Source organism: Formosa algae (genome assembly GCF_001439665.1).
GTDB classification, from domain to species: domain Bacteria; phylum Bacteroidota; class Bacteroidia; order Flavobacteriales; family Flavobacteriaceae; genus Formosa; species Formosa algae.
Window position 1 is genome coordinate 61,156 of the sequence record NZ_LMAK01000010.1, and the last position, 15,212, is coordinate 76,367.

A 15,212-nucleotide genomic window follows, 5' to 3' on the forward strand; every position below is an offset into this window, starting at 1 on the left:
TTATAAATTAATAATTATGAGAATAAAAATCGTATGTTGTTGTATTGCTTTGGGTTTTAGTGCGCTTCTCACAGCTCAAGAAAACCAAGAAGTATCAATAGAATCGCTGTTACATGAAATGGTAGATCGTGATGCTGTTGCGCGTTACCCTGATAATAATTTTAGACTAAATCAAGCGAGTAGCTACAATAGAGCTTCAAAAACAGTTGAAGATTCCGTGGGGTGGTTTACAAATCACGATTATAATAATACGAAAACAGACACCGATCATAATTTTATTAGAACCGAAGAAACCAATGGTGAAAAAGAATGGGTGCTTATGGAGCATTTCGGACCAGGCGCTATCGTACGAGTTTGGTCACCTTGGTTGGAGCAAACTAAGCCTGGTAGCGACATTATTATTCGTATATATTTAGATGGAAATCCAGAGCCTGTTATAGAAGGTAATATGATTACGCTATTTGATGGTACAGGACTTATTCCGCCGCCATTTGCGCACCCGTCTTTACGCTCGGGAGTCTCCTTTTTTCCTATTCCGTATGCCAAAGGGTGTAAAATTACAGCTTTAAAACAACCGTTCTTTTTTCAGTATACTTATCGTGCTTACGATGAAAGTACACCCGTAAAAACCTTTACTATGGATGATTTTAATAAAGCAAAACCACTTATCGCAAAAGTAGGAGAGGAACTAAATAATCCAAAAAACACTACAGACGGTAAGTTAATTTCTATAGATAAAAAAATTAAATCGAATAAGGAAGCTTCTGTAGAATTACCTCAAGGTGTAGGAGCAGTGCGCTCGTTGAAATTAAAATTAGATGATTATAAAGATCCAGCAATTACGCGTTCTGTTGTTTTAAAAATGGAATTTGACGGACAAGAAACCGTTTGGACACCGATAGGAGACTTTTTCGGAACAGGAATTGGGTTAAATCCAGTGCAAGGTTGGTATCAAACTGTGGAAGAAGACGGAACGATGTCGTGTCGTTGGGTGATGCCGTATCAAAAATCAGGAAAAATAACCGTACTTAATTTAGGAAAGAAAACCATAGATGTTGAGCTAGAAGCAACTGTGGGCGATTGGACTTGGGATAGTGAAAGTATGTATTTTAATGCCGCTTGGCGCGGACAATATCCTGTGCCAACACGTCCGTTTTCCGATTGGAATTATGTCACTTTAAAAGGCCGTGGAGTTTATGTTGGAGATGCTCTAACAATAATGAATCCTGTGAAACGCTGGTGGGGTGAAGGTGATGAGAAGATATGGGTAGATGGGGAAGACTTTCCATCCATTTTCGGAACAGGTACAGAAGATTATTATGCGTATTCTTGGGGTGGTCGAAGTACTGAGTTTTACGAACATCCGTTTCATGCACAGCCACGATCGTATATATACAATAAACTCAATCCGAAAACAACCAATGAGAAAAATACATCAGGTTACAGTACAGAAACCCGTACACGCGCCTTAGATGGTATGCCGTTCGAGAAATCTTTACAATTAGATATGGAAGTTTGGAGCGGTACCGATTGCGATATGGGCTATGGCGTAGGCGTATATTGGTATGGAGATGCAAACACCACATCTAACAGAACACCAGACCCTAAAGGGGTGTTAGAGCTTCCGCCACTACCAAAAGGATTTCCAGATTATTTAGATAAGAAGTAATTCTATTTTAATAAAAATAGCTTTATTTAGAATTCAGTCATTAAAACACATTAATTAGTAAGATTCTAAAGGAATTTAAAGAAAACTATCGACAATCATATTTTTACTCGTGAATTTGAATAGGCTAGTGCATGGTAAATAGCGATACTAAAAAGGCTTACATTACAAGGCATTAATACATTATTTATAGGTATTCAACCAAATTATTTGTTATAAACAACTAAACTAACATTACAAATGAAAATTTTTAATTTTATAGGACTTGTTTTAATTACGACATTTATCAGTTGTAAAACAGAACATAAACAAGAAGCAAAAAATGAAACTGAAACAAAAAGACCAAACTTCCTCTTTGTACTAGTCGACGATCAGTCGCCTTTAGACCTTCAAGTCTATAATGCAAAATCGATTTTAGAGACTCCAAACATTAGCAAATTAGCAGAAGAAGGTATTGTTTTTGATCAAGCCAGACATATGGGATCTATGAATGGGGCAGTATGTACACCATCGCGACATATGATAATGTCTGGACGTACCGTTTGGCATTTACCTCGTAGTGCCGAATTTCAAAAAGATACCACAGCAAATGAAATAGATGAACAAACCATTGGTGCTGTTTTTAATAGTGCGGGATATAAAACGATGCGGACTTGTAAAAAGGGAAATTCCTATCCTAACGCCAACAAACAATTTACAGTAGTAAAAGATGCCACTAAACGTGGAGGGACAGAAGAAACGGGAAGTGCATGGCATGCTAAACAAGTCTTAACGTATTTAAACGATAGAGAAAAAACTCAAGATGATGATCCGTTTTTTATCTATTTCGGATTTTCTCACCCACATGATACGCGTAATGGAACACCAGAATTGTTAGATAAATATGGAGCAATCAATCATAAAGACAAAAATAGTATTCCGCCATTAAATGAAAAACAACCACAGCTTCCTGAAAATTATTTAGAAGCACATCCGTTTTTTCACGGTCATCCAGAACTTCGTGATGAAGAACGTGTAAGTGGTGTTTGGAAAAATAGAGATGAAAATACCATCAGAAATGAATTGGGGCGTGAGTTTGCATGTTCAGAAAATGTAGATATTCAGTTGGGTAAAGTACTAAAGAAACTAGAAGAAACTGGCGAATTAGAAAATACTTATATTATTTATACAGCAGATCATGGTATGGCAATTGGTAGACATGGCTTACAAGGGAAGCAAAATTTATACGAACATACTTGGCGCGTTCCGTTTATTGTTAAAGGTCCAGGTTTAGATTCAGGGAAACGCGTAGACGGAAATATGTATTTACTAGACGTATTACCAACCTTATGTGATTTAGCAGGTATCGAAATTCCGAGCACAGTAGAAGGTAAAAGTATTGTTCCTGTATTAAAAGGAGAGCAAGATGTGGTGAGAGATGTGATGTATGGCGTATATGCTGGAGGAACAAAACCAGGAATGAGAACTGTAAAAAAAGGCGATTGGAAATTAATTAAGTACGACGTCATGGATGGCGCTGTTAGAGAAACACAGCTTTTCAATTTGGCTGAAAATCCAAACGAGTATCTTCCAGAACATCATAGGTCAGGAGACATGGAAACTAATTTGGCAGACAATCCAAAGTATGCAGAAAAGTTAGCCGAAATGGAAGCTGAATTGTTGATACAAATGATTGCTCACGACGATCCGTATAGATTGTGGAATCAGCCACAAATTGAGTAAACATTGTCCATCTAATAAGTATTACAACCTCAATTTGAGAATTATAAAACACTAATACCAATTTGATTTAAAACAAATTAAGACATAGAGAGAAAGGGAGCTTATAGTCTCCCTTTTTTTTATGCTCAAAAATCTATGGGAATAACGTAAAATATTGATAATAATAGGTTTTAGTGCTTAAATGAGTGATGGTTTAGTGTTATAAAACCATAATTTATAATCTGTTTCAGACTAAAAAAATAGCTTTACAAAGAGACAATATGCATAATAAACCTATACGTGCTTTTGTTGTTTAAAGATTATTTTTTAACAAACTAATTATTTTAATTATGAAACAAAATTTTACTCAGAAGGGAATAACCGCCCCCATTTTTTTAAAGAAAAAAATTAGTATAATACTCCTATTTTTTATAGGATTTTATACTGCTCAAGCCCAATTTGTTCACCCCGGATTAACACATAAACAATCCGATTTAGACCGGATGAAAGATATGGTTAATGCTCAATTAGATCCTTGGTATTCTTCGTACCAAGAAATGGTTAGCGATCAAAAATCTAGTTACGATTATGTAGTACAAGGCGATGCTAGTTTTACAGAGTTAGGTCGAGATTCTAATGTTAACTATGGGGCTTGGAATAGTGATATCCGTGCGGCCTATTATAATGCCCTTCGATGGTATATAGAAGGAGATACTAGACATGCAGATAAAGCTATCGAAATTTTTAAAGCTTGGTCTAATTTAACCTCTGTGACCAGTGGAGGTACTGAAGCATTAAGCGGAGGAATCGCTTATATTATGATAGAGGCTGCAGAGATTATTAAGAGCACATATACCGGCTGGAGTGACAGTGATATAAAAGCTTTCGAAGATATGTTGGTATATCCTGGGTATTCAACGACTACAGAGCCAGATAATATTAGAACGAATACTACATTTTATTGGAGTGCTTATCAAGGAGACCCTGTAAGACATGGAAATCAAGGGTTATCTGGATGGAGAACCATTTTAGCTATGGGAATATTTTTAGATAATGAAATTATGTACGACCGTGCGTTAAGGTATGTGCAAGGGCTTCCGCATCGTGAAGATGATTTGCCATATCCTGCTGGGCCTAATACTAGTGATGCCATTACAGCTTCAGGTGATTATGCAGATACCTATAGTATTACTAGAGGTTACGATGTTGAAGATTATGGATATAATGAATTGATGAACTATTATATATGGGATAATGGGCAATGTCAGGAAAGTTCACGAGATCAGCAACACACCATGTTTGGTATTGGTTTACTAACATCAATGGCAGAAATGGCATGGAATCAAGGCGATGATTTGTATAGTTTTACAAATGACAGATTGTTATTAGGTCTAGAATACAACATGCGTTTTAACGTTTCGGCAATCCAATCTTACGACGATCAGCCAAATCCATGGGAACCTTCTGTAAGTTCAGGAGAGTTTAGAGAAGGATTTGATAGAACAGGGCGTTGGTATTCTAAGGCCATAAGTCCTGTTGGAGTAGGAGAGTTTCCTGGTATACGCCCTGTTTTTGAAATGCCTGTAGCACATTATTACGGACGTGGATTTAAAACAGAAGAGGAGGTAAAATGGATTACACGTGCAAGAGATAAAGCGATTGAATTATCAAGTTACGAAGCTGCAGGTTGGACTAATGATGCCTTGGGTTGGGGCGCATTAACGGCGAGAAGACCAATGTATTGCTATGGCGATCCCATTTCTGGTTTTGATGGTTTGGGTTTACCATTGTATGCCATGCATGATATTTCTAATACTATAGAAGCTGAAAATTTTGATTACGATCCTTCTAAAAATGGAGAGGGTAGAGTGTATCACGATAAAAGTGCCACAAATACAGCTGGTGCTTACCGCGTTTTTGATAGTGTTGATATAGAAGAATTAGGCGACGATAATTACAATATTACAGCCATAGAAGCTGGAGAATGGTTAACATATACCATTTCTGTACCCGAAACAGCATTGTATAGTTTTTCTATAAATTATGCGGCAAGTCAGGCCGATGGTACCATAAAATTAACGTTTAATGGTGAGGATAAAACGGAAGCTATTTCAGTGCCAGTTAATTCATCAGATGATTCGGACAATTCAGATTGGGGTTCTCTTCAGATTGCAGAGGATATGTTACTAAATAAAGGGGTTCAAAGTCTTAAAATTTCTTTTGGAGGAACTTCAGAAGCTTTTAAATTAGATAATTTTACAATTACTAAAACAGGCATTGTAAAAGAAGATCAAGACATTCAATTTTATACATTGCCTTACCACGTTTTAGGAAGTGAAGATTTTGATCCTATGGCGACTTCTAGTTCAGAGTTGGTAGTAAGTTATACCAGTTCTAATGAGTCTGTAGCTACAATTGTAGACGGTAAAGTACATCTTGTAGGTACAGGAGTAACTACAATTTCAGCATTTCAAGACGGTAATGACGCATTTAATCCAGCTCCTGAAGTTACTCAAGAATTAAATGTTGTAGCACAAATTGGTGGCACACTTGATGTAATTGTGGATGCAGATGCGTATGTTCATGAAAGTAAAGCAAATGATAATTTTGGAGACGTTACAAGTATGGTAACCAAATTAGATGCCCGTTATGTGTATTTAAAATTTGATTTAAGTACAGTACCAGGACCTATTGTTTCTGCAAAATTAAGAATGTACCAACGCACCAGATATGAAGATTTACGAGTCATTTATGATGTAGCGGATGATAGTTGGGTAGAGTCTGAAATTACATGGAATAACAAACCAAGTTACGAAAACGAACGCTCTAGTGTAACAACCATTCCATCAACTTGGAGTGAGTGGGATGCATCTTCTTATGTGGCACAAGAGTATAATAATGATAAAGTAATTTCTATGGCCATAAAAGATCCGGCAAATAGTGGCATTGGGATAGACTGGTATAGTAAAGAGTTTGAAGATAATTTACCTCCTCAATTAGTCATAGAATATTACGATGAAGCTTTAGGTATAGAATACAATGATAGAACAGTCGCATTATACCCAAACCCAGCAACTAATCAGTTTAGCATCTCAAGAGCTGCAGGAGCCAATATGGCTATTTATAATGTTTTAGGAAAGTTAGTACTTAAAACGCAAATTCAAGACAACGAACAAACTATTGATGTCAGTCAGTTTAACAGCGGCATTTATTTTGTTCGTCTTAATAATAATGGAATATTATCTACTAAGAAATTAATTATAGACTAGCGTTATATATTAAATAACAACTAACTTTTTTAATAAAAAAATCGACCTTAATTCTCGCAAGAACTAAGGTCGATTCATTTAAAAATCTATGTGTTTTTTAGATAGATTAAGATCTAATATCTTCAACAGTTTTAATTTTTTCTAAGCCACTTTCAATCGTGTATTTTTGAGATTCTAAAATGGTTTTCGTGCTTAAAGGTAAATCTGTTTCATTTAAAACATCTTGATATTCTTCTACAGATGCTTTTTCACCACGAATAGCTTCTTCTAACATAGCGTTTTCATCATTTGCAGAAAATGCAGACTTTATATCCATCCAAGTTCTGTGGGCTTGTCCGGTTATACTTCCGCCTTTATCAATATTTTGTCCGTATGCAGCCAGCTCTTGTTTTAATTCATGACCAAAAGTTAAGCGCTCCTGAGATTTTCTATTGAAATAATTTTTTAACGGTGTTTCATTTACATTTTCTGCCGCTTTAGCAAATCCCTTTTCGGCATCGTACGTTTTTTCTAATAAAGCATTTAATTTGTTTCCAACAATATCTGTGTAAGTTTTCATAATTTTAATTTTTGATTAATAATCTAAAAAAGAACTTGGTTTATAGTGTTCTTCTGTTTTCAAAATTACAAGAAGTCTGTCGTGCTAATTGTTGCAATCCATTTAAAAATTAGCTTAAAAAAGTGAAGGCCTATTCTGAATCATTACCTATAAAGTGAGAGTCTATAATCCTAAAACACGAATTTAAATATGGTGTAAGTTTTTGAATTCAAGTACGTTCATTATCTTTAAGGATCCTAAAATGTAAATTCATGAAAACATATATCGTAATTTTAGTTTGTGCATTCTTATCATTAGAAATTAATGCACAAAGTCTTGTCGGCGCATGGGAAGCAATAAGTACTTCTGAAAATGGACAACCAATTAAAACAGTAATTATTTTCTCTGAATCTTACCAAGTATTCTCTACCCATAATGCTAAAACAGGAGAATTTATTCATACAACAGGAGGTAATTGGAAAACGGAGGACGATTTAATTATTGAAAACGTAGAGTTCGATTCAGATGCACCAGATGCTGTAGGTAAAATGGTTAGCTTTAAATTTGCTATTACCGATAATACCTTAAAGTTAGAGGGATTCAATTCTGTTTTTACACGCCTAGATGATGGTATACCAGGAAAACTACAAGGTGCTTGGTTAATGTCTGGTCGTGTACGAGATGGCAAGATACAAAGTAGATCTACAGATGTGCCTAGGAAAACCATGAAAATACTATCGGGAACTCGTTTTCAATGGATTGCTTATAACACAGAAACGAAAGAATTTAAAGGTACAGGTGGCGGAACCTACACAACTATTAATAATGAATACACAGAAAATATAACGTTTTTCTCTAAAGACAACTCCAGAGTCGGTCAAAGTTTAAAATTCAATTTCGAACTTATAGACGGTAATTGGCATCATACAGGTTTATCTAGTAAAGGTGATCCAATTCATGAAATTTGGTCGCAAAGAACAAAATAATTCATATAAAATACATTTAAGTTAAATAGGTTTTAAAATACTCAAAATTTACTATTATGTTAAAACAACTTACCATTTTAAACCGCGTATTCATAGTTTTACTTTCTGTATTTGTTACTGAAATTGAAGCTCAAGATGTATCACAAGCCCAATGGCAAGAATTAAGTTGCACAGGCAAACCTGTGGCGAGACATGAAGCTGCTTTTGTTGAAGCAGGAGGAATGTTTTATTTAGCGGGAGGCAGACGCATTCAAGAAGTCTCTATTTTTAATCCCGAAACCAAAACGTGGACAAGTGGCGCTAAACCACCACTAGAAATTCATCATTTTCAAGGTGTGTCTTATCAAGGTCAGATTTATGCAGTAGGTGCACATACAGGTAAATATATTCACGAAACGCCTTTAGAACATGCGTATGTTTACAATCCAAAAACAGATGTTTGGTCTAAAAGTTTTGCAATGCCTAAAAACCGCTCTAGAGGTTCGACTACGGCATCTATATATAAAGATAAATTATACATAGTTGGTGGTATTTTAGATGGACATTGGGACGGACATGTTGCTTGGGCCGATTGCTACGATTTTAAAACAGGTAAGTGGCAAGTTTTAGCAGATGCACCTCGAGCAAGAGATCATGCAAGTTCTGTAGTATGCAACGATAAGTTATATGTTATTGGAGGTAGACGCTCGTCTGGGAAAATAAAAAAAGTAATGGATTTAACGGTAGGAGAAATAGATGTTTTTAACTTTAAAACCGGAACTTGGGAGACTTTAGATGCTAATATCCCTACAGAACGCGCAGGCTTAACTGCCATAACTCTAGGTGATAATATAATTGTTACAGGAGGAGAAAGCGGTACGCAAAAGTCAGCACATAACGAAGTTGAATGTTTGAATACTAGCACACAAATATGGACAACTTGGCCAGCTCTAGACCAAGGTAGACATGGCACGCAATTAACACACTACAATAACAATTTGTATATCGCTTCTGGGTGTTCAGAACGCGGAGGAAGCACAGAATTAAATAGCATTTCTATCTTATCAGAATAGACTTATATAACATGCTAAGTTGAATTCATAAAATATGACTTTTGTACAAAGAATACCCAACATAACTGAATTTGTCTTAGTAAATACATCATAATTTATAGCTTTAGAAGCATCGCTTATAGAATACATCAAGAAAATTTACAACATTGCATAGACTAACAACCTTATGTAAATTAGATGTGATAGTTATGCTTAAATCATTACAAATCTTCCAATTTCTTTTTTTTGTATTATGCCTTTGTCCACAAGGTGTTTTTGCCGATGTTTCTGTTAATGCGTTGTTTTCAGATCATATGGTGATTCAGCGTGACACTAAAATTCCTGTGTGGGGCTGGGCAGATCCTCATGAAAAAGTTGAGGTGACAGGAAGCTGGGGGAATTCGGTTAAAACTATAACAAGTACAGATGGTACTTGGCGCGTGGATTTGCAAACACCAAAAGCTGGAGGGCCTTATACCATTACCATTTCTGGTAATAATAAACTTGTAATTAACGATGTGTTATCTGGAGAAGTGTGGTTATGTACTGGTCAATCTAATATGGATTTCAATTTAGGAAAATTTCTTAATGATGCTCGCGAACCGCAATATCAACCATTAGTAAAACAAATTCGAGAAGAAGTTGCAAGGGCAAACGATGATTATTTAAGACATATAGAAGTCCTTCAAAATACTTCTCCTTTAGCAAAACAAACTCATTTTAAAGGCCAATGGGTGAGCGCGATTAAAGATTCTGTAAATAAAATTACGGCTACAGGTTATTTTTTCGCTAAAGCCCTTCGAGAAAAATTAAATGTTCCTATTGGCTTAGTAGAATGTTCTTGGGGAGGGACTCGCATTCAGCCTTGGTTATCTGAAGATATGTATATGGGAGATGAACACATGAAGGCGTATTACGAATCTACTTTGAAAAAAACAAAATATACTATGGAACATGTGGCTGAAGCCGATTTTGAAGATACCACGTTTCAAAAGAAATTCGATGCATGGAAAGCTGAAGGAAAAAAAACGAGACGACCTTATCCTAAAGTACATCCTACTAAAGACATACAATTACCAGCGACACTTTACAACGGCATGCTCTCAGCTATAATTCCGTACAAAATTAAAGGGGCGATTTGGTATCAAGGTGAAAGTAATTCTCATTTCTTAGAAGATGAATATGCTGCTTATTTTAAAACGATGATTACAGGTTGGAGAACCGATTGGAATCAGGGTAATTTTCCATTTTATTGGGTGCAACTCGCAAATTATAAGGTTCCAGATGAGCGTTCTAATTTAGGTTGGGCTACTGTTAATAACGAATTAAGAAAAAGTTTAAGTCTGCCAAACACAGGTATGGCTGTACTTTATGATGTTGGTGAAGCCAAAGATGTGCATCCGCATAATAAAATGGATACCGGAAAACGCTTGTCGCTTTTAGCGTTAAACAGAACTTATAATATAAATGTAGATGCTGATTGCGGACCATTATATGAATCTATGAAAGTGAATAGCGGTAAAATAGAGCTAACATTTTCTGAAGTTGCTTCAGGTTTAATGACAGGTTCAAAATATCTAAACAATCCTACAGAACAATCAACCGATACTTTAAACACTTTCGAGATTTTAGGAGCCGATAACATTTGGAAACCTGCGGAAGCTAAAATTATATCAAAAAATAAAATTGAAGTTTGGAATACAACGATAAAGCAACCTAAACACGTCCGTTATGCGTGGTCAAGTAATCCAACAGGCGCTAATTTATATAATAAAGTGGGGTTACCAGCTGCCGTATTTTCAACAGAAGACTAAAATTAAAAGATCTATATACTATGAATAAACTATTAATTACAATTTCACCTTTAAAAAAAGCGGTGATGCTTACAGCTTTTTTTACGTGTCATGCCCTTTTTGCCCAACAAGTCGATTTAACCTATTCTACAGCTTCAGAACATTGGGTGGAAGCCAAACGGTTTTTAAAGAAAAATCCTTCTAATACTGTAGATATTACGGTCTATACCGACCAGAAACTACAAGTTATTGATGGTATTGGTGGCTCTTTTAACGAATTAGGATGGGAAGCACTTCAAAGTTTAAAAGCTGAGGATCAGCAAAAGGTAATGCATGCTATCTTCTCAAAGGACGGTTGTAATTTTTCTATGTGTAGAATGCCCATTGGTGCCTCAGATTATGCTTTAAGTTATTACAGTCATAATGATGTTGCAGAAGATTTTGAAATGCGCGATTTTAATATCGATCGCGATCGCTATATTTTAATGCCATACGTTAAGGCAGCTTTAGCGGTACGTCCAGATTTACAAGTTTGGGCTTCACAATGGTCTCCTCCAGCTTGGATGAAAGTGAATGAGCATTATGCCATGAGAGCTGGTAATTTCGAAAATGCTAAAGATGGAAACAAATTAGTTAAAGGCGGGGAGATGTTAAATAATGCTACAGGATTTAACATGCAAGAACGTTATTTAGAAGCTTATGCGTTATATTTTTCAAAATTTGTGCAAGCTTATAAAGATGAAGGTGTTGAATTAGCAGCCATTCAGCCACAAAATGAAATTGCATTTCAACCCAATTGGCCGTCTTGTACTTGGCGACCAGAAGATATGGCTTATTTTATAAACGATTTTTTAGGCCCACAATTTGAAGCCGATAAATTAAATACCGAAATCTGGTTAGGAACTGTAAATTCAGGGGATCCTAATTATGTAAAAACGGTTTTAGAGTATAAAGACACTGCGAAATATATTGATGGTGTAGGATTTCAATGGGGCGGTGCGAAAGCCATTCCAACCATTCATAAAGAATTTCCAAACTTAAAATTAATGCAAACCGAAAACAAATGTGGAGAGCATGAAAACGACTGGACTTCTGTAGAGCGTTCTTGGAACGATCTGATTCATTATACAAATAATGGAGCTGGCTCTTATATGTATTGGAATATGATTTTAGATGAAACCGGAGCGAGTGCTTGGGGATGGCCTCAAAACTCGATGGTGGTTATCGATACAAACACAAAAAAAGTTACCTATACAGACGAGTTTTATCTGTTTAAGCATTTGTCTCATTTTGTGCAACCGGGTGATCATTTATTAAAATCATCAGCAGGTAAAAATCATTTGGCGTATCAGTTACAAGATGGTCGCATTATGGTATTAATGTATAATTCTGAATTGACTGTAAAAACAGTAACCATTCAAATTGGCGATGATATTATTGGAGTAGAAGTACAACCAACATCAATTAATTCTGTAGTAGTTAAAAGTTAATTGTCTTCGTAAATAAGTTGAGATACATGGCAACTAAGCGTTAGTAGTTTTTATACTATTAACGCTTTCTTTTTTACCTGTATGTCGTGTTTTTATAAAGACAAAATCGCTAGAGATATTTTAAAAATTACTGCTTTATCCCTTGATTTTACTGAAATGGGCTATAATTTATCAGTAATGAATGATGGTTTATATTCAAAAAAGATTTTTTTTTTGAACTTGCGATTAGTTTAATCAGAACGTTATAAAAAAACTATAATCTTAACACACTAACAAATGACTAAGGTATCTTTAAAACATATTCTTTTTGCTTTTATTTTGAATGTTGCGTTGTTCGCTCAAGCTCAAAATATACAAGTTGACGCTTCAAAATCTGGAGAGAAATTCGATCATTATTGGAGTAAAATGGTTGGAGCTGGACGTGCTAACGAAGCTTTAAGAGCTGGTTGGTTAGAGCAAATGGAACAAGTGCAAGAGCATTGTGGGTTTGAGTATGTACGTTTTCATGGCTTATTTCACGACGATATGTTTCCTGTGGTAGAAGAACGCGGGAAAATATCTTACAATTGGCAATATATAGATGATGTGTTTGATAGACTTTTAGATATGAATGTTAAGCCATTTGTCGAGTTAGCATTCTTACCAACTAGTATGGCTGCCAAAGACTCTAAAACTGTATTCTGGTGGAAAGCGAATATTACACCAGACGAATCTAAGTTTAATGAATGGCACGATTTAATGAAAGCGTTTACACAACATTGTGTAGATCGCTATGGTATAGATGAAGTGTTAACATGGTATTTTGAAGTGTGGAATGAACCTAATTTATATCAATTGTTCTGGGATGGTACAAAATCTCAATATTTCGAATTGTATAAACAATCTGTGTTAGCTGTAAAGTCTGTAGATAATCGCCTTAAAGTTGGAGGTCCATCAACTAGTAATTTTGTGCCCGATGCACGTTTTAAAGGCGAAGTGATAAACGATAAAGTTTCTGAAGCTGTTTTTAATGTAGAAGATATTAATACCTTAGATTGGGAAGGTGTTTGGATTGAAGATTTCTTGAAATATTGTGAAAAAGAAAACTTACCGGTAGATTTTGTGAGTTGTCATCCGTATCCAACAGATTATGCTTTTAATCCAGAAACCGGAAAAGGAAGAGGTTTAACACGTGCCGTTAATTCTACAAAATTAGATTTAGAATGGTTAAATAAAACCATTGCAAAAAGTGCTTTTCCAGATATAGAAATTCATTTAACAGAATGGAATACGAGTCCGAGTAGTAGAGACCCTATGCATGATCGTTTACCAGCAGCAGCTTACATTGTTAAAACAAATTTAGATTGTATAGGCTTAACAAACTCATTAGCATTCTGGACATTTACAGATATTTTTGAAGAAAAGGGCGGAGCATCAAGTATCTTTCATGGTGGCTTTGGAATGATAAATTATCAAGGTTTAGAAAAGCCATCTTATCATGCTTATCGTATGCTAAATCAATTAGGAGATAAAAAGATTTATAAAGACGATTACTTATTTGTTAGTAAAAAGTCTAAAACGAATAAGGTTGTTGCTTTAGCGTATAACTATCCTAAAGAATATGAAGACGCAGTACCATCTGGATCTAACAAACGTGAAGATGGCTCAAATAAGACCTTAGATTTTTCACTTACAGGTTTAAAGGCCGGAACACTTTTCGAAATAGAAATATTAGATAAAGATCATGGAAACATTCATAGTTTTTGGGAAGATATGGGAGAACCAGAACCACCAACTCGTGAGCAGATTAAAGTTATGGATGCGTATGCAAATACCATGAAAACAGATTATATAAAAGCAGATAAAAACGGGGTGTTAAAAATTAAGCAAGAGATTACACCTTGGAGTTTGGTTTTAATAAAACAAATTAATTAAAAATATCAGATAATGAGACTATTTCAGACTTATAAAAAACGAGGTGGTGCGATGTTGTTACTTGTATTACTAATGCTATCATCTTGTGAGAGTAAAAAGAAATCTATTGATATTAAGGATCAAAAGGTGAATGCTGAATTAATTTTTGAAGACAATTTTGATTCAGACTTGTCTAATTGGAAAGTAGAACAAACTCCAAAAGGTACTGTAGACATTAATAAGAGTAAATTAGAAATAGACGACGTTTCTGGATGTACTGTGTGGTTAAAAGAACGTTTTGAAGGTTCAATACTTATAGAGTACGATGTGTTTTTAATTCAAGATAATGGCCCAAACGATAGAGTGTCAGATTTAAACTGTTTTTGGATGGCAACAGATCCTGAAAACCCTTCAAATTTATTCGCTAACTCAGATCAGAGAGGTGGTAAGTTTTCTAACTACGACAGTCTAAAATTATATTACATGGGCGTAGGAGGAAACGATAATAAGACAACGCGCTTTAGACGTTATGTTGGTAATGGAGAACGTCCATTACGTCCTGAACACGATTTAAGTGCTGAGAAGTTTATGTTAGAACCTAATACCCCTTATCATATTAAAATTGTAGCCCATGCCGGTACAATTCAATATTATCGAAATGATCAATTGTTGGTCAATTTTGAAGATTCAGATCCTTATACATCAGGGTATTTTGGTTTAAGAACAGTGAAAAATCATATGACAGTAGATAACTTTAAAGTGTATCAACTTACCGAATAATTTTTAATAACATCCAAATCTAATTTTTTAGTCAACATAAATATAATTTAAAACCCATTAGAATG

General features: G+C 35.2%; 10 protein-coding genes. 9 read left to right on the forward strand and 1 reads right to left on the reverse strand.

The features are described from left to right. The first annotated feature begins 16 nt into the window (after window positions 1-16). The 3 genes from AST99_RS03510 (at window position 17) to AST99_RS03520 (ending at window position 6,636) form a co-directional block, all read left to right on the forward strand. Window positions 17-1,669 (forward strand): glycoside hydrolase family 172 protein, encoded by a 1,653-nt coding sequence (locus AST99_RS03510; protein ID WP_083495589.1) that lies wholly within the window; start codon window positions 17-19, stop codon window positions 1,667-1,669. Between the two features lie 237 nt (window positions 1,670-1,906). Further along, entirely contained in the window at window positions 1,907-3,388 is a 1,482-nt protein-coding gene (locus AST99_RS03515) for a sulfatase family protein (RefSeq protein ID WP_083495590.1), read from the forward strand. 329 nt (window positions 3,389-3,717) lie between these two features. After that, window positions 3,718-6,636: a CBM96 family carbohydrate-binding protein gene (locus AST99_RS03520; protein ID WP_057779188.1), complete on the forward strand. Its 2,919-nt coding sequence runs from the start codon at window positions 3,718-3,720 to the stop codon at window positions 6,634-6,636. Between the two features lie 106 nt (window positions 6,637-6,742). Here AST99_RS03520 and AST99_RS03525 read toward each other — a convergent pair whose 3' ends face one another. Beyond that, on the reverse strand, window positions 6,743-7,195 hold the full coding sequence (locus AST99_RS03525) for a ferritin-like domain-containing protein (RefSeq protein WP_057779190.1): 453 nt from the start codon (window positions 7,193-7,195) through the stop codon (window positions 6,743-6,745). 251 nt (window positions 7,196-7,446) lie between these two features. Between AST99_RS03525 and AST99_RS03530 the strand changes: the two genes are divergently transcribed. From AST99_RS03530 to AST99_RS03555, 6 genes are all read left to right on the forward strand, one after another. Then, the gene (locus tag AST99_RS03530) at window positions 7,447-8,160 is read left to right on the forward strand and encodes a hypothetical protein (RefSeq protein ID WP_057779192.1); all 714 of its coding nucleotides are present in this window, start codon (window positions 7,447-7,449) and stop codon (window positions 8,158-8,160) included. Between the two features lie 56 nt (window positions 8,161-8,216). Continuing rightward, window positions 8,217-9,212 (forward strand): Kelch repeat-containing protein, encoded by a 996-nt coding sequence (locus tag AST99_RS03535; RefSeq protein WP_057779194.1) that lies wholly within the window; start codon window positions 8,217-8,219, stop codon window positions 9,210-9,212. Window positions 9,213-9,400: 188 nt separating this feature from the next. Continuing rightward, window positions 9,401-11,005 carry a sialate O-acetylesterase gene (locus tag AST99_RS03540; RefSeq protein WP_157486291.1) on the forward strand — a complete coding sequence of 535 codons (1,605 nt, stop codon included), beginning with the start codon at window positions 9,401-9,403 and terminating at the stop codon, window positions 11,003-11,005. A 20-nt stretch (window positions 11,006-11,025) separates the two neighbouring features. After that, window positions 11,026-12,474 carry a glycoside hydrolase family 30 protein gene (locus AST99_RS03545; protein WP_083495591.1) on the forward strand — a complete coding sequence of 483 codons (1,449 nt, stop codon included), beginning with the start codon at window positions 11,026-11,028 and terminating at the stop codon, window positions 12,472-12,474. 276 nt (window positions 12,475-12,750) lie between these two features. After that, complete coding sequence (locus tag AST99_RS03550) at window positions 12,751-14,388, forward strand: GH39 family glycosyl hydrolase (RefSeq protein ID WP_057779200.1); 1,638 nt, start codon at window positions 12,751-12,753, stop codon at window positions 14,386-14,388. A 12-nt stretch (window positions 14,389-14,400) separates the two neighbouring features. Further along, entirely contained in the window at window positions 14,401-15,147 is a 747-nt protein-coding gene (locus AST99_RS03555) for a DUF6250 domain-containing protein (protein ID WP_057779203.1), read from the forward strand. Window positions 15,148-15,212: the final 65 nt, after the last annotated feature.

Excerpts from the sequence above, each read along its gene's own strand:
- AST99_RS03530 (WP_057779192.1), top strand. The coding sequence starts at position 7,447 with ATGAAAACATATATCGTAATTTTAGTTTGTGCATTCTTATCATTAGAA.
- AST99_RS03515 (WP_083495590.1), top strand. The coding sequence starts at position 1,907 with ATGAAAATTTTTAATTTTATAGGACTTGTTTTAATTACGACATTTATC.
- AST99_RS03555 (WP_057779203.1), top strand. The coding sequence starts at position 14,401 with ATGAGACTATTTCAGACTTATAAAAAACGAGGTGGTGCGATGTTGTTA.
- AST99_RS03510 (WP_083495589.1), top strand. The coding sequence starts at position 17 with ATGAGAATAAAAATCGTATGTTGTTGTATTGCTTTGGGTTTTAGTGCG.
- AST99_RS03550 (WP_057779200.1), top strand. The coding sequence starts at position 12,751 with ATGACTAAGGTATCTTTAAAACATATTCTTTTTGCTTTTATTTTGAAT.
- AST99_RS03520 (WP_057779188.1), top strand. The coding sequence starts at position 3,718 with ATGAAACAAAATTTTACTCAGAAGGGAATAACCGCCCCCATTTTTTTA.
- AST99_RS03540 (WP_157486291.1), top strand. The coding sequence starts at position 9,401 with ATGCTTAAATCATTACAAATCTTCCAATTTCTTTTTTTTGTATTATGC.
- AST99_RS03535 (WP_057779194.1), top strand. The coding sequence starts at position 8,217 with ATGTTAAAACAACTTACCATTTTAAACCGCGTATTCATAGTTTTACTT.
- AST99_RS03545 (WP_083495591.1), top strand. The coding sequence starts at position 11,026 with ATGAATAAACTATTAATTACAATTTCACCTTTAAAAAAAGCGGTGATG.
- AST99_RS03525 (WP_057779190.1), bottom strand. The coding sequence starts at position 7,195 with ATGAAAACTTACACAGATATTGTTGGAAACAAATTAAATGCTTTATTA.